Source organism: Streptomyces sp. NPDC043952, from assembly GCF_056435325.1.
The window spans coordinates 1-15,197 of record NZ_JBWKES010000014.1; the positions used below are offsets into that span (position 1 = coordinate 1).

15 protein-coding genes and 1 pseudogene are annotated in these 15,197 nt (G+C 72.2%); 9 read left to right on the top strand and 7 right to left on the bottom strand.

Going from position 1 to position 15,197, the window contains the following annotated elements; genetic code table 11:
- Positions 1-38 precede the first annotated feature (38 nt).
- The 5 genes from AC069R_RS17850 to AC069R_RS17870 form a co-directional block, all read right to left on the bottom strand.
- A complete protein-coding gene (locus tag AC069R_RS17850) occupies positions 39-293 on the bottom strand; it encodes an NUDIX domain-containing protein (protein ID WP_478767731.1) in 255 nt (84 codons plus the stop codon).
- A gap of 110 nt (positions 294-403) precedes the next feature.
- On the bottom strand, positions 404-1,075 hold the full coding sequence (locus AC069R_RS17855) for a CBS domain-containing protein (protein WP_478767732.1): 672 nt from the start codon (positions 1,073-1,075) through the stop codon (positions 404-406).
- A gap of 187 nt (positions 1,076-1,262) precedes the next feature.
- Entirely contained in the window at positions 1,263-1,910 is a 648-nt protein-coding gene (locus AC069R_RS17860; RefSeq protein WP_478767733.1) for an FMN-binding negative transcriptional regulator, read from the bottom strand.
- A 174-nt stretch (positions 1,911-2,084) separates the two neighbouring features.
- Entirely contained in the window at positions 2,085-3,164 is a 1,080-nt protein-coding gene (locus AC069R_RS17865) for a fatty acid desaturase family protein (protein WP_478767734.1), read from the bottom strand.
- A gap of 238 nt (positions 3,165-3,402) precedes the next feature.
- On the bottom strand, positions 3,403-4,362 hold the full coding sequence (locus AC069R_RS17870; protein ID WP_478767735.1) for a DUF8017 domain-containing protein: 960 nt from the start codon (positions 4,360-4,362) through the stop codon (positions 3,403-3,405).
- 185 nt (positions 4,363-4,547) lie between these two features.
- On the opposite strand from AC069R_RS17870, the gene AC069R_RS17875 reads away from it, so the two are divergent.
- The 4 genes from AC069R_RS17875 to AC069R_RS17890 all read left to right on the top strand — a co-directional run bounded on the left by AC069R_RS17875 (position 4,548) and on the right by AC069R_RS17890 (position 7,957).
- Positions 4,548-5,339 (top strand): SAM-dependent methyltransferase, encoded by a 792-nt coding sequence (locus AC069R_RS17875; protein ID WP_478767736.1) that lies wholly within the window; start codon positions 4,548-4,550, stop codon positions 5,337-5,339.
- A 105-nt stretch (positions 5,340-5,444) separates the two neighbouring features.
- Positions 5,445-5,891 (top strand): MarR family winged helix-turn-helix transcriptional regulator, encoded by a 447-nt coding sequence (locus AC069R_RS17880; RefSeq protein WP_478767737.1) that lies wholly within the window; start codon positions 5,445-5,447, stop codon positions 5,889-5,891.
- Positions 5,884-7,308, top strand: a complete 1,425-nt coding sequence (locus AC069R_RS17885) for an MFS transporter (RefSeq protein WP_478767738.1) — start codon at positions 5,884-5,886, stop codon at positions 7,306-7,308. Before AC069R_RS17880 ends, AC069R_RS17885 begins: the two co-directional genes overlap by 8 nt.
- A 91-nt stretch (positions 7,309-7,399) precedes the next feature.
- Positions 7,400-7,957 carry a cysteine hydrolase family protein gene (locus AC069R_RS17890; protein WP_397988051.1) on the top strand — a complete coding sequence of 186 codons (558 nt, stop codon included), beginning with the start codon at positions 7,400-7,402 and terminating at the stop codon, positions 7,955-7,957.
- 30 nt (positions 7,958-7,987) lie between these two features.
- On the opposite strand, the gene AC069R_RS17895 is transcribed toward AC069R_RS17890, so the two are convergent.
- Positions 7,988-9,124, bottom strand: coding sequence for a DUF6745 domain-containing protein (locus tag AC069R_RS17895; RefSeq protein WP_478767739.1), 1,137 nt, complete (start codon positions 9,122-9,124; stop codon positions 7,988-7,990).
- Positions 9,125-9,270: 146 nt separating this feature from the next.
- The gene (locus tag AC069R_RS17900) at positions 9,271-9,597 is read right to left on the bottom strand and encodes a hypothetical protein (RefSeq protein WP_478767740.1); all 327 of its coding nucleotides are present in this window, start codon (positions 9,595-9,597) and stop codon (positions 9,271-9,273) included.
- Between the two features lie 176 nt (positions 9,598-9,773).
- Between AC069R_RS17900 and AC069R_RS17905 the strand changes: the two genes are divergently transcribed.
- From AC069R_RS17905 to AC069R_RS17925, 5 genes and pseudogenes are all read left to right on the top strand, one after another.
- Positions 9,774-10,724, top strand: coding sequence for an STM4015 family protein (locus AC069R_RS17905; protein ID WP_478767741.1), 951 nt, complete (start codon positions 9,774-9,776; stop codon positions 10,722-10,724).
- Positions 10,725-10,731: 7 nt separating this feature from the next.
- A complete protein-coding gene (locus AC069R_RS17910) occupies positions 10,732-11,697 on the top strand; it encodes an STM4015 family protein (protein WP_478767742.1) in 966 nt (321 codons plus the stop codon).
- Positions 11,678-12,775: pseudogene (locus tag AC069R_RS17915) on the top strand (STM4014 family protein); the annotation flags it as partial. The gene AC069R_RS17910 and the pseudogene AC069R_RS17915, both read left to right, overlap by 20 nt.
- Positions 12,776-13,003: 228 nt before the next feature.
- A complete protein-coding gene (locus AC069R_RS17920) occupies positions 13,004-13,810 on the top strand; it encodes an STM4013/SEN3800 family hydrolase (protein WP_478767891.1) in 807 nt (268 codons plus the stop codon).
- Positions 13,807-15,189 carry an STM4012 family radical SAM protein gene (locus AC069R_RS17925; protein WP_478767743.1) on the top strand — a complete coding sequence of 461 codons (1,383 nt, stop codon included), beginning with the start codon at positions 13,807-13,809 and terminating at the stop codon, positions 15,187-15,189. Before AC069R_RS17920 ends, AC069R_RS17925 begins: the two co-directional genes overlap by 4 nt.
- The last annotated feature ends 8 nt before the right edge of the window (positions 15,190-15,197 follow it).

Here is a 15,197-nt window from a genome sequence, read left to right on the forward strand (position 1 = left end):
CAACGGCTCGATCCGGTCCCACATCGCATCAGTGATCACTAATCGTACAGACACACCCGATCAACTGACTTACCGGCTAAAGAGACACGCGCTAGTTCCTCGGCGAGTTCCCGGCGCAGCGCCTCGCGGAGGCCCTCGCCGTGCTCGACGTTGCCGCCGGGCGGGGTGTAGCGGACGGAGTCGGCGCGGTCGCGGCGGATGAGGGCGACCTCGTGCCCGCAGAAGACGAGGGCTCTTGTGCGCACCTTGATGCGGGAGAAGGGGCCCGTCGGGTCGTCGGGAGTGGCTGTCATGGCGGGCAGTATTCCGGCGCCGGACGGGGTGCCCGACAAGGTTCCGGGCGCGGATGCAGGGCGCGGAGGGACCCATGGCCCCGCCCGGCGAGGAATCCGGCCCCGTGCGCTCATGCGCCGGGCGCGTTCCGAGCGTCGTCCGTACGGTAGGTGAGGTCCCCGGACACCGAGACCACGCCGTCGACCCCGCGGCACAGCTGCTCGACGACGGGGATCTGGCTCTTGAACTCCACGATGCCGGCGAGGGTGACCCGGCCGTCGCGCACATCCGCCGTCACCTCGCGGGGGTCCAGCAGCAGCGTGTTCCGCAGAAGGTCCCGGTTGATCTCCTCGCGGATGGCCTCGTCGCGGCGCAGGAAGATCCGCAGCAGGTCGGGACGGCTGACGATGCCCACGAGCCGGTCCGCCTCGTCCACCACGGGCAGGCGTTTGACGTGCTGGATCTCCATGAGGCGCGCGGCCTCGACCACGGTCCACTCGGGCCGTGCGCACACCGCGGGCGCGGACATCAACTCCTCGGCACGGGCGCCCTCGGCCTTGGCCCGCTCCCATGCCTCCAGGTTCGGGACGGGAGTCAGGCCCGAGGGGTCGGCCTGGTCGGCGCTCTTGCGCAGCAGGTCGGCCTCGGACACCACACCCAGCGGACGGTCCATCTCGTCCACCACGGGTACGGCGGAGATGTCGTTGTCCTCCAGCAACCTCGCGAGTTCCTTGAACGAGGTGTCACGCCGCGCCCGGACGACGTCGCGGGTCATGAGTTCCTCGACCGTGCGGTGGTGCATGTCGCCTCCCGGATACGGGGCCGCTCGCCTCACGGAGACCGGGCCGCGGCCCGTACGGCGGTGAGGCCCGCGTGGCAGGTCGGATACAGCACCATTCTGCGGAGAGGACGGCGATCGGGCGAACTCACCGCGGCGGCCGGCTCGGCGCCCGAGTGGGGCGCCGAGCCGTGGTCCGCGGGAAGGGGTGTCAGGGCGTCCAGGTGCCGATCCGGTCCACGCGGCGCAGTTGCTGGCGGGCCGTGGGTACGTCGAGGCCCTCGCAGCGTTCGGTGAGGCGGTCGGCGACCGTGGTGCGCAGTTCCACGGGCTTCTGGTTGTCGTACTTGAACTTGGCCCGCACTTCGACCACGTCGAGTATCAGGCCCCGGATGCCCGGCAGCATCCGGCCGTAGGGCGGCTGGTCGACTTCGACGCCGGCGTGGTCGCCGTCGGGCTGGAAGTGCGCCAGCTGGCGGCGGAGCAGCTCGGCCTTGGCCTCGGGGTCGTCGATGATGTGGGCGCGGCAGGTGAACTGGACGGCCGCGTAGTAGCTGGTCGGCACGCCGTCGGTGGGCGGGATGCCCGGTGCGGCGCGCCAGGGGCCGGGGATGAACGCGTAGTCGCCGCTGACGCCGAAGGTGACGTTCGGATCGTGCTCGATCGCCTTCCAGACCGGGTTGGGCCGGGCGAGGTGGATCAGCAGCCGGTTGCCGTCGGTGACGAAGTGGGTGGGGACGACGACGGGTGCCTCACCGGGCAGACCGTTGACGCAGAGGTGTCCGAAGTCGTGGCCGTCGGCGATCCAGGTCTGCCATTCGGCGTCGTCCAGACCGGCGTCCCAGGGCTGGATGAACATGCGGGTCTCCTCGACGGTGGTACGGCAGGTCGGGCGACACCGGACACGGCACGTCCCTCACCAGCGGTGGAACGAGTGGACCGTACATCAGCTCGACCGGGCAGCGTCAACCGCTTCAGGGAGGCCGGCTGCCTGGCCGCGCTCCGGCTGCGGGTGGCCCAGGGGGGCCGTACGTCAGGACGCCGTCCTGCGCTGCCGCCTGATCGGTTCCCCCACCCGGTGCATATGGGTGAGCGCCTCGCGGTAGGACCGGATCAGTCCGGTCTCGTGGTACGGCACGCCTATCTCCGCGCAGTAGGCCCGCACGACGGCCTGGGCCCGGCGCAGATGGGGCGTGGGCATGCTCGGGAAGAGGTGGTGCTCGATCTGGTAGTTGAGGCCGCCGAGCATCACGTCGGTGAGCAGGCCGCCGCGCACATTGCGGGAGGTGAGCACCTGGCGGCGCAGGAAGTCGGGCCGTTCGTCCCCGGTGAGGGTCGGCATGCCCTTGTGGTTCGGTGCGAAGGTGCAGCCGAGGTAGACGCCGAACAGGCACTGGTGCACGGCGAGGAACGCGATCGCCTTTCCGGGGGAGAGCACCAGGAACAGGGCCGACAGGTAGGCCGCTATGTGCAGAAAGAGCAGGGAGCCCTCCAGCAGGCGGTGCTTCATCCACGGCGAGCGCAGCGCGCGGGCGCTGGCGACATGCAGGTTGAAGCCCTCCAGTGTCAGCAGCGGGAAGAACAGGAACGCCTGGTGGCCGCCGATGATGCGGGCCACGCCCCGGCTTTCGCGGGCTTGGCCGGTGGACCACACCAGGATGTCCGGGGCGACGTCGGGGTCGAGTTCCTCGTGGTTGGGGTTGGCGTGGTGGCGGGTGTGCTTGTTCATCCACCAGCCGTAGCTCATGCCGATGCCGAGGTTGCCGAAGATCCGGCCCCAGATCTCGCTCGGCCGGCGGCGTCGGAAGACCTGCCGGTGGGCCAGGTCGTGGGCGACCAGGGCGACTTGGCCGAACGCCAGGGCGAGGAAGGCGGCGACCGCGAGCTGCCACCAGGTGTCGCCGAGCGCGACGAACGTCCCCCAGCCTGCCGCCAGCAGCGCGATCACCAGGCCGAGGCGCACCGTGTAGTAACCGGGGCGCCGCTTCAGCAGACCCGCCTCGGTGATGCGCTGGGAGAGTCCGGCGAAGTCGCTGCCGGGCCGGGGCGGGGAGGTGCGGGGACGGGCGGCAGGTGGTCCCGTGACCACGGATGCGTCGGTGGAAATCGTCATGCCATCGAGTCTCCCGACGGCCGTCCGCCCGAGACAGCCTGCCAGCCACCGGACCTTCCGGTGGCTGTCCCCCGGTCGGGCCAGGGGGGTTACCACCCCGGAACGGCCGTTCGCGGAGGCGGGCCGCGCCGGGGCGGTGCGGGGGGGTCCGGTGCGGGGGCCCGGTGCGGGGGGGCACTGCGGGGTGGTGCGCGGCGCGATGTCGGGCCGCGGTAGTGCAGTGCCGCAGCGTGAAGTGTCAGGAGTCGGACGGCGGCTTGTAGAGACGCACCGTGGCGGCGATCTTTCGTACCGTCGCGTCCGTCACCTCGCCGGGGACGCCCTTGGCACCGAAGAAGGACCAGGAGACCAGGTCGCCCTGGGCGTTCTGGAAGGCGAAGGTCCAGGCCTTGCCGTCCGTCACGCACTTCTGCGACTTCTTCACCCCCTCGGACCAGGCGCTGCCCAGGTCGCCCTTGAGTCCCGAGGCGGTGGTGAAGGGTTCGACGGTGCCGGACTTCACCTTGGTCTCGTCGGGCTGGGTGTAGGCGCCGTAGACCCAGGTCCTCGGGTCGGTGCCGGCTATCTCCCTGGTGCTGCGGGCCCCGTTGTTCCGTCTGCTGCCCGCGGTGGCCAGGGCGGTGTCGTCCACGGTGCCGTTCCTGTCCGTGTCCGCGGAACACCACGTGAGCTGGAGGGAGGCGGGAGCCTGGACCCCGATGAGCGGCTTGTCGTCGGGGTCGTCGTTCTTGGAGACGTAGGTGACCCAGTCGGGGGTCTGGAGCTTCCACTGCGGGGGGACGTCGAAGGCGATGCCCTGGGCCGGGTTGGTGACGACTTTCCAGCCCTTGACCGTGGCGGTACGGCCGTCGGGGCTGCGCGGGTTGGCGGTGCTCTGGTGCGGCGCCGCGGTGGCCGTGGGGCCCGGATCCACCCGGTCGTGCTTGTCGCCGCCGAGGAGCAGGAAGCCGGTGACGCCCGCGGCCACGACGACGGCCGCGGCGGCGATGACGGCGACGACCTTGGTACGGTCCCGGCCGCCACCACCGCCCGTCGGCGACGGCACGGGCGCGCCGCCCGGCTGGGCGTTCCAGGGCTGGGGCTGCCGGTAGGGGTTCGGCTGGTGGTAGCCGGGCTGCTGATACGGGTTCGGCTGATGTTTGACCGGGGGCTGCTGCGGGTTCTGTCCGCCCCCCGGTGGCTGCTCTCCTGGCCACATGCGAGGCAACGATACGGCGGGTGTCCCCCGCTCCCGGACGGGGGTGATCCCCGACGAGCGGACCGGCCTCCGCCCGCGTCCGCCTACGTCCACCCACGGCCGGGCACACCGGGGCGAAGGGCGCACATCCGGCTCGGCTGCTCCCTACGATGACGCCAACATCGTTCCGGAGAAAGGATGTTGACATGGCGGCGGACGAAGTCGGACGGACACCGAGCATCGCTCGGGTGTACGACTACCTGCTCGGCGGTCAGGACAACTACCCCGTCGACAGGGAGATCGGCGACCACTTCAAGGTGAACCTGCCGGGGTCGGTCGCCATCGCCCACACCAACCGGGGGGCGCTGATCCGCGCGGTCCGGGCCCTCGCGCGTACCGGCATCCGGCAGTTCATCGACCTGGGCAGCGGGCTGCCGACCGCCGACAACGTGCATCAGATCGCCCAGCGCCACCAGCCCGGAGCGGCCGTCGTCTACGTCGACACGGACCCGACCGTCCTCGCGCACGGCCGGGCGCTGCTGGCGGAGAACGAGTCGACCACCGTCGTCCAGGGCGACGTCCGCACCCCCGACGCCATCCTCCACCACCCGGAAACCGAGCGGCTGATCGACTTCGGGCAACCGGTCGGCGTCATCCTCAGCGCCGTCCTGCACCATCTCAACGACGACGAGGACCCGGCCGGAATCGTCCGCTACTGGGCCGACCGGATCGCACCCGGCAGCCACGTCTTCATCTCCCACTTCCGCTCCGGCCACAACGAGGAGACCGAGGCCGCCCAGGCCAAACTCATCGGCACCTTCGGCCGCGGCCGCTGGCGCACGGACGCCGAACTCCACGCGCTCTTCGGCGTCTTGAGCCTCCAGGAGCCGGGCATCGTCCCCGCCGTCCAGTGGCGCCCCGACCCCGGCGAGGAGTCACGGGTACCGACAGTCTGGGAGCAACTCATCGCGGCGGGGCTGGCCAGGAAGTCCTACTAGGTCTCCCTTTCACCGAGAGCCGCGCTCCCCCTGCAGCCGTGCTTTCCGCGATGGCCATGCAGCTGAAACTGTACAGGTGAAGCTGTACAGATTAGGATGCGGGGCATGAGTGAGAATCCGAGCCTGTCGCCGTCGGCGGTCGAGGCGTCGCGTGAGGTCCGCGCGGTGATCAGCCGGTTGCGGCGGCGCATCCTGAAGGCTTCCGAGGCCGAGGACATCACGCTGGGGCAGGCGTCCGTACTGGCACGGCTCGCCGACAAGGGCGGGGTCACGGCGAGTGAGCTGGCCGCGGCCGAGGGGGTACGGCACCAGTCGATGACGGCGATGGTCGCCTCGCTCGTCGCGCTGGGGCTGGTGGAGCGCGCCCACGACCCCGACGACGGGCGGCGCCTGCTGATCGAGCTGACCGCGGCCGGCCGGCGCCGGGTCGAGCAGGGGCGGCAGGCCCGCACGGAGTGGCTCGCCGGCCGGTTGCAGGACCGGTGCACGGAAGAGGAACGCCGCACTGTGATCGCCGCCATGGCCGTACTGGAGCGGCTGACCCATGACTGACACGGAGCCGGGGGCGATACGGGAGACGGACCAGCCCGGTTTCGACCGGCGGTTGCTGCCGCCGATGATGCTGGGCTCGATCCTGAACCCGGTCAACTCCACCATCATCTCCGTCGCGCTCGTCCCCATCGGCAAGGCCCTGGGCGCGCCGGCCTCGCAGACCGCGTGGCTGGTCTCCGCCCTCTATCTGGCCACCTCGCTCGGGCAACCGGTCGTGGGCCGGCTCATCGACCTCTTCGGGCCGCGCAGGCTCTTCCTGGCCGGCACCAGCCTCGTCGGAGTCGCCGGTGTCGTCGGCACCCTGGCCCCGAACATGGCGGTGCTGATCGTCGCCCGTGTCCTGCTCGGATTCGGCACCTGCTCGGGTTATCCCGCCGCGATGGCCCTGGTGCGCAGCGAGGCCGAGCGCACCGGGCGGGACAGTCCCGGTGGCGTGCTGACCGCGCTGGCCGTCGCCAACCAGACCATCGCGGTCATCGGACCGCTGCTCGGCGGCCTCTTGATCGCGGTGGGCGGCTGGCGGGCCACTTTCGCGCTGAACGTGCCGCTGTCCGTCGCCTCCGTGGTGCTGGGCCTGCTCTGGCTGCCCAAGCCGGCCGCCGCACCAGGTGATTCACCGGACCGGCGCGGCGGCCTGGCCGCCCAGCTCGACCTGCCCGGCATGGCCCTGTTCGCCGCGACGCTCACCGCTCTGCTGCTGTTCCTGATGAACCCGCATCCGCACAACTGGTACCTGCCGGTGATCGCCGCGGCTCTCGGGACCGCGTTCGCGGTGCGGGAGCTGCGGGCCGCCACCCCCTTCATCGACCTGCGGGTCTTCGGCGGCAACACGCCGCTCCTGACCACGTACCTGCGCGCGCTCGTCGCGTACGTCGTCGCCTACGCCTTCCTCTACGGCTTCAGCCAGTGGACCGAAGAGGGCTACGGGCTGTCCCCCTTCCACGCCGGGCTGGTGCAGATCCCCACGTTCCTGGTGGCGATCGGTGTCTCGATCGTCTCCGGGCGGTGGCCGGGCGTGCGCGGGAAGCTGCTGGTCGGCGCGGCGGGGCAGATTGTCGCCTGCCTGCTGATGCTCACGCTCGGCGGCGGCAGCGCGCTGTGGACGCTGTTCCTGGTCACCCTGGTCTTCGGCATCCCGCAGGGGCTGAACAATCTGGCCCTCCAGAATTCCGTCTACGTCCAGGCCGATCCCGAGCGGATCGCGTCCTCGGCCGGGCTGCTGCGCACCTTCGCCTACATCGGCTCGATGGTCGCCTCCTCCGCGGCCGCCGCGTCCTTCGGTCAGCACATCGACACCGGCGGCATGCACCAGCTCGCCTGGATCATGCTCGGCGCGGGCGTGCTCTACCTGCTGCTGACCGTCTTCGACCGCACGCTCGGCCGGGCGCCGGCGCCGGACACCCGGACGGCGAAGTAGCCCGCCGGTCCCCTCGATCGAAGACGGCACCCCCGTACGACCCGCACGTCCTCACGGCCGCACCACCGTAAGACCGCACGAAAGGCACCCCATGCCCCGCACCGCCCTGCTGCTCATGGACCTCCAGAACCGCCATCTCTCCCACGTGGCCGACGACTACCTCCCCCGTGCCGCCCGCGCCCTGCGCACCGCCCGCGCCGCCGGTGTCCCGGTCGTCCATGTGGCGCTTCAGCTGCGTCCCGGTCATGTCGACGCCCACCCCCGGAACAAGACCTTCGGTGCCCTGCCGCTGCACCTGTTCACGCCGGACGATCCCGGTGCCGCGATCCACCCGGACGTGGCCCCGGCGGACGGCGAGATCGTCGTGTACAAGAACCGGGTCAGCGCGTTCGCCGGGAACAACCTCCAGCAGATCCTGGCCGCACAGGGCATCGACCACCTCGTCCTGGCCGGCATAGCCACCGGCGGGATCGTCCTGTCCACCGCCCTTCAGGCCGCCGACCTGGACTACCGGGTCACCGTTCTCTCCGACGCCTGCGCCGACCCCGATCCCGCCCTGCACGACACCCTCGTCAACGCGGTCCTCGCCCGGCGCGGCGAGGTCACCACGGTCGAGGCGTGGGGACACACGCTCCACGCCGCGGCCTGAGCGGCCGGGGCCGCGACTGGTGCGGTCGGCTCAGGTCTGGCGCAGTGGTGCGTACTCCGTCTCCTCCAGGCCGAAGGTCCAGGCGACGCCCTCCCGTGCGGTGCGGGTGCGGGGCGGGACGCGGAGCCAGTAGGTGCGGTGGGTGCCGTCGGGTTCCGGGGTGGAGTTGACGACCTCGACCATCACCTGCGGCTCGTCGCCGTCCAGTTCGAGGCGCCAGAGCACGCCCGTCTCGTCCCGCTGGACCGGCGCGGCGCCGGACTCCTTCAGGTAGCGGTCGTAGCCGTAGTGCTCCAGCATCACCCGGCGCAGTTCGGCGTTCTCCTCCTCGCGTATGCGCCGGGGTGTCAACTCGGTCAGTTCGTCGAGGAATTCGGCGGGGACCGGCATGCCGCGCCAGGCGTACAGGGCGAAGCCGTCGGGGTAGGCGAGCGCGGGGCCGTCGCCGCGGTCGAGTCGGCCCGCCTCGTCCAGGTGGAGTTCCACGGGGCGTTCGCAGACGACCGCCACCTTCTCGTAAGGCCACCACCAGCCCGCGGCACGGGCCACCGCGGCGATCCCGGCGAGTGCCTCCCCGCCTTCCTGGCCGTCGAACGCCGCCAGCCACGCGGCGTCGTGCTGGCCCAGGACGGCGTCGAGGAGCACCAGGCGGACGGCCTCCCCGGCGGCCGAGGTCTCCGCAGCTCCCGCAGAGTCTCCGGCGGAGGTATCCGTCGTCACCACCGAAGCGATCGCGGAACCGGCCCCGTCCGGCACCACCCCGGTCCGTATCCGATCGGTCAGCATCACCATGCCGTCCCACAGACGGGCCCCGGTCAGGGCCCAGTGCCCGGCCCAGCCGGCCGGACCCAGCCGGTCGAGGAGGCGCCGGCGGGCGTTCGCCCACGGCCGGGTGCGTACCGCGTCGCGCACCGCGCGGCCGGCCGTGCCGTCCGCCGTCAGCCGGACGGCCAGGGCCGCGCCCGCGCGGGGCGAGTCCGCCCAGACGACGGTCTCGGGCTCGGGCAGGCCCGCCAGCCGGTAGGCCAGGCGCACGCCCTCCTCGGCGGCCGCGCGATCCGCGGGGCCGGTCGCCGAGACCACCGCCCGCCATGCCTGGACCGTCTCCGTCACCGCGCCGCTGTCCGCCGTCACCACTTCCCCGGCTCCCGCACCGGCCTCACCCATCGATCCCTCGTCTCCCCCGCGAACCAGAACCATCGATCCCCCTGCTTCCCCGACAACCGCCGCCATGGATCCCGCAACTCCCCGACCGGGCACCGCCATCGCTCCCCCGGACCCTCACTGCCCGCCGTCACCGTCGCCCCTCCGTCTCAGTCCGCCACGACGCGGACCGCGCCCGGTACGTACTCGCGCTGGCGCACCACGCGGTACCAGCCCCGGGGCAGCGGTATCGCCGCGTGTTCCTCGTGCACCACCCGTCCGCCCTCCGGGAGATGGAGGTAGGCGGTGCCGAACGGGCCGGTCTCGCGGACCAGGGTGCCCGGCCCGACGACGGCGTGCGCATGGCCGGTGACCTCGCCGAGGGCCAGCACCAGCCTGCCTCGGGCGTCCCGCGGCTGACGCGGCAGCCGGTCGGTGCCGGGCGGCACGGCCTCCTCCGCCACGGGCACGATCAGGACGTCTCCTTGCCGGTACACAGGTGTCCCCTTTCCTCGTCGGCACCTCGCCGACCGATGACCACGACGCTACGCGGGGGGTCTGACAACGCCCCCTGGCGAGCGGCCTCCCACAGCCCGTCACCCGCGTTGTCAGTGCGGCTTGGTAGAACTCTTGGCACCACCGCACGATCACGGTCTCGGGAGGCCAGCACGTCATGTCGAACGTCGAGCATCTGAAGGAACTGCACGGGCTTCCGGCCTTCGAGTTCGAGACCGAGCCGAAGCGGGAGCTGCCGGAGGCGGGTGCCGTGGCGTGGCGGGTGTCCGCCGATCCCTACGGCGACTCGGACGAGGACTTCGAGGAACTGTGGGACCGCTTCCTGGAAACCGTCGATCCCGCCGGCATACGCGCGATCATCGTGGGCCCGTGGGGCGAGGCCTACGACAACGACTCCGGGCTCGTCGTGAACTGCCTGGTGAAGGACCGGGAGCGGCTGACCGGTCTGCGGGCCGTGTTCATCGGCGACCTGGAGATGGAGGAGGCGGAGATCTCCTGGATCGAGCAGTCCGATGTCACCCCGGTCCTCACCGCCTATCCGCTGCTGGAGGAGTTCGGGATCCGCGGCGGCACCGGGCTGCGCTTCCCCGCGGTGCGCCATGAGCACCTGCGCACGCTGCGGTTCGAGGCCGGCGGGCTGCCCGGCGAGGTCGTGCGCGGTGTCGCCGGAAGCGAACTGCCCGCGCTGGAGCACCTCGACATGTGGCTCGGCGTCTCCGAGTACGGCGGCGACGCGACGGTGTCCGACCTCGCGCCCGTCCTGGCCGGGGGCGGCTTCCCCGCGCTGCGCCACCTCGGCCTGCGCAACAGCGAGATCCAGGACGAGATCACCGCCGCCGTCGCGGGCGCCCCGGTCGTCGCCCAGCTGACCTCGCTCGACCTGTCCATGGGCGTGCTCACCGACGAGGGCGCGATCGCGCTGCTCGACGGGCAGCCGCTCACCCATCTCACCCGGCTCGACCTGCACCACAACTACGTCACCGAGCCGGTCGCCGAGCGGATCAGGGCGGCACTGGAGCCGTCCGGTGTCGAGGTCGACCTCTCCGAGCCCGGCGACACCTGGGAGCACGACGGCGTCGTGCACCGCTACACCGCGGTCGCGGAGTGAGGCCCCCATGACCTTCGCCGATCATTGCGAGGCCCTTCACGGACTGCCCGTCTTCACCCTGCCCGAGCCCGGCGAGGAGCCGCTGCCGGCCCCGGGCGAGGTGGCCTGGCGGCTGGACTGCTTCGCGGCCGGGGAGATTCCGTTCCCCGAGGTGTGGCGGAGCTTCACGGAGCGGGTGCCGAGCGCGGAGGTCCGGGCGCTCGTCATCGGGCCCTGGTGGGAGGACGAATACAGCGAACTGCGCCCGGTGCTGGAGCTGCTGCTGGCCGACGCCGGGCGCTTCCCCGCGCTGCGCGCCCTGTCCCTCGCCGACGTCACCGGCGAGGAGTGCGAGATCTCCTGGCTCCAGCTCACCGATGTCACCCCGGTCCTGGAGACCTTCCCGCTGCTGGAGGAGCTGGGCGTGCGCGGCGGCGACTCGCAGGGGCTCGGCGAGGAGGTCCTGTCGCTGCGGCCCGTGCGGCACGAGGCGCTGCGTGTGCTGCGGTTCGAGTCGGGCGGGCTGCCGGGCCAGGTGGTGCGGGCGGTCGGCGCCTGCGAACTGCCCGCCCTGGAGCGGCTGGAACTCTGGCTCGGCGTGGCGACGTACGGCGGCGACGCGACGGTGGCCGATCTCGCGCCCATCCTGTCCGGGGGCCGCTTTCCGGCGCTGCGCCATCTCGGCCTCCAGGACAGCGAGATACAGGACGAGATCGCGGCCGCCGTGGCCTCGGCACCGGTCGTGGCCCAGCTGGAGTCGCTGAACCTGTCCATGGGCATCCTCACCGACGCCGGCGCGGAGGCCCTGCTGCGCGGCCAGCCGCTCACCCATCTCAAGCGGCTCGACCTGCACCACCACTTCCTCGGCGATTCCATGGCCGAGCGGATCGAGGCGGCCCTCGGCTCCGCCGGGACCGAGGTGGACCTGTCCGAGCGTCGGGTGCCGCACCGGTGGCAGGACGAGGAGTGGCGTTATGTCGCGGTCTCCGAGTAGTGCGGCGCACGCCGCGGGCCTTCGGTTCGCCGTCGTCGGCAACCCCGAGAACCGGCGGACGACCCTGTTCGCCGATGCCGTACGCGCCGCGGGGCATCCGGCGCCGCGCGTGCTCGCCTGGCGGGACGTGCTGCGCGGCCGGTACCGCTTCGCGCCGGGCGAGTGGGTGCGGATCGACTCCCCCGGTGAGAACGCCGAGGCCGACCGGCTCCTGCGGGGCATCGACGATCCCACGCGGGTCGAGGGCACGGCACTGTGGCACCGCCGTTTCACCTCCGTGGTACGGGAGTTGACGCGAGCGGCGCGCGAGGCCGGCGCGGTGCCGAGCGCGGATGCCGAGGAGGTCGCCGTGATGTTCGACAAGCGGCGCTGCCATGCCCGGCTCGCCGCCGCGGGCGTCCCGGTCCCCCCGGCGCTGACCGGCCCGTTCGACGGCTGGGACGGGCTCCGGTGGCAGCTGGAGGAGGCGCGCTTCCCGCGGGCGTTCGTGAAGCCGGCCCATGGCTCGTCGGCCTCCGGTGTCATGGCGCTGACGGTGGCGGGCCCCGGCCGGGTCAAGGCGACGACGTCCGTGGAGCGGACCGGGGACGGCCGGCTGTACAACTCGCTGCGGGTGCGCGACTACACCTCGGAGCGGGAGGTCGCCGCCCTGGTCGACGCGCTGGTCCCGGACGGGATCCAGGTGGAGCGCTGGCTGCCGAAGGCCACGCAGGGCGGCCGGGCGGCCGATCTGCGGGTGGTCGTGGTCGCGGGCCGCGCCACGCATGCCGTCGTACGGACCAGCCGGCACCCCATGACCAACCTGCATCTCGGTGGCGCCCGCGGCGATCTGGACGCGGCCCGCGCGGCGATCCGGGCCGCGGGCGGTGACTTCGCGGAGGTCCTGGACGTGGCCGAGCGGGCGGCCGCCTGTTTTCCGGGCACGCTCTGCGTCGGCGTGGACATCCTGCCGGCCACCGGATGGCGCCGCTTCGCCGTCGGCGAGGTGAACGCCTTCGGGGATCTGCTCCCCCGGCTGACCGGCCTGCCCGGCAGCGGCGCCGAGCATCTGGACACCTACGCCGCGCAGGTCGCCGCGGCCGCTGCCGTCGTACAGCCGGCGGAAGACATCCCACGGCGGCCCGATCAGGCCGCACCACCCCCGGCGCACGCCGGACAGCCCACGGCGCACGCCGGACAACACCCGGATCACACCGGAGAACTCCCGGATCACGTCGTACCACCCCGGCCCACGCCGGAGAACTCCCGGAGCACGTCCTGCGGCGGCCGGAGCACGAGGAGCACCACCATGACATCCCCGCTTGATATGACCGAGATCGTGGGCAGTCACGATCTGCTGCTGGTCACGCTCGACACCCTGCGCTACGACGTCGCGCAGGAGCTGGCGGCGGCCGGGCGCATCCCGAATCTGGTCCGGCATCTGCCGGGCGGCGCCTGGGAGCGGCGGCACGCGCCGGGCAGTTTCACCTACGCCTCCCACCAGGCGATGTTCGCGGGTTTCCTGCCGACGCCGGCCGCGCCCGGTCCGCATCCCCGGCTGTTCGCCGCCCGTTTCGCGGGCAGTGAGAGCACCGCGGCGGGCACCTTCGTGTACGACACGCCGGATCTGGTCTCGGGGCTCGCCGCGGTGGGCTACCGCACGGTGTGCATCGGCGGTGTGGGCTTCTTCAACAAGCAGGGCCCGCTGGGCTCGGTGCTGCCGGGGATGTTCCAGGAGAGCCACTGGGAGCCGGAGTTCGGGGTGGCCTCCCCCACCTCGTTCGAGGCCCAGGTGGCGTGCGCCGAGAAGGTCGTCGCCGGTCTCTCCGAGGACCAGCGGCTGTTCCTCTTCGTGAACGTGTCGGCGCTGCACCAGCCCAACTGGTTCCATCTGCCCGGCGCCACCAAGGAGGCGGGCGACACGCGGGAGTCCCACGCGGCGGCCCTGGAGTACGTGGACCGGCACATGGGCCGGCTGCTGGCCGCCGCCTCCGCCCGCCGCCCGTGCCTCGCGATCGTCTGCTCCGATCACGGCACCGCGTACGGCGAGGACGGCTACACGGGCCACCGCATCGGCCATGACGTCGTCTGGACCGTCCCCTACGCCCACTTCTTCCTCGACGAGGCCCGATGACCAGCGCCACCGCGACGGCCACCGCCGTCCGCCCGTACCAGCAGTACGTCTACGCCTATCCGCACAAGACCGCCTACCGCCCGCTGCCCCGTGAGCAGGCGTCGTTGCGCGATCTGTGGGCGGACGAGCCGAAGGGCGCCCTGTCGCTCTACTTCCACATCCCGTTCTGCGAGGTGCGCTGCGGATTCTGCAACCTCTTCACCCGGATCGGCGCGCCGGACGGCCTGGCCGGCGCCTATCTGGACGCGCTGGAGCGGCAGGCGTCGGCGGTGCGCGAGGCGCTGGGCGAGGGGGCGCGGTTCGCGAACGCGGCCTTCGGCGGCGGCACTCCGACGTTCCTGGAGGCGGCGGAGCTGGAGCGGCTGTGCGACCTGGCCGAGCACGCACTGGGCGCCGATCTGACCGCGATCCCCCTGTCGGTGGAGGCCTCGCCCGCCACGGCGAGCGCCGACCGGCTGGCGGTGCTGGCCGAGCGGGGCACCACCCGGCTGAGCCTGGGGGTGCAGAGCTTCGTCGACGCCGAGGCGCGCACCGCCGTACGGCCGCAGCGGCGGGCGGACGTGGAGGCGGCCCTCGCCCGGATCCGCGAGGTGGAGATCCCCGTCCTCAACATCGATCTGATCTACGGCATCGACGGGCAGACCGAGGCGTCCTTCACCCGGTCCCTGGACGCGGCCCTCGCCTGGCGGCCGGAGGAGCTGTATCTGTATCCCCTCTATGTGCGCCCGCGCACCGGTCTCGGCCGGCAGCGCGAGCGGGCGGCGTCGGGCAACGCGGACCGGGCGGTGTCCGCCGACGCCGAGTGGGACGAGCAGCGGCTGCGGCTGTACCGGCACGGCCGGGACCATCTGCTCGGGCACGGCTACGAGCAGGTGTCGATGCGCATGTTCCGCCGCGCGGACGCCCCGGACACCGGCGCGGGCGACTACGCGTGCCAGACGGACGGCATGGTCGGACTCGGCTGCGGCGCGCGGTCGTACACCTCGCGGCTGCACTACTCGTTCGACTACGCGGTGGACATGCACCGCATACGGGGGATCATCGACGCGTACACCGCTCGTTCCGTGGAGGGTTTCCGGCACGCGGACTTCGGCTGGGAGATGACGGGGGACGAGGCCCGCCGCCGGCATCTGCTCCAGTCGCTGCTCCAGGCCGAGGGCATGCCGGTGGCCGGCTACCGGGCCCGGTTCGGCAGCTCGCCCGGCGTCGATTTCGCCGCCGAGCTGGACCGGTTCGCCGAGCGGGGCTGGCTGGACGGGACGGCGGGCCCCGGCTTGCTGCGGCTGAGCCCCGAGGGTCTGGCGCATTCGGACGCGGTGGGCCCGGAGTTGTTCTCCGCCGCGGTGCGGGCGCGCATGGCCGCGTACGAGGTGAAGTGACGGCATAC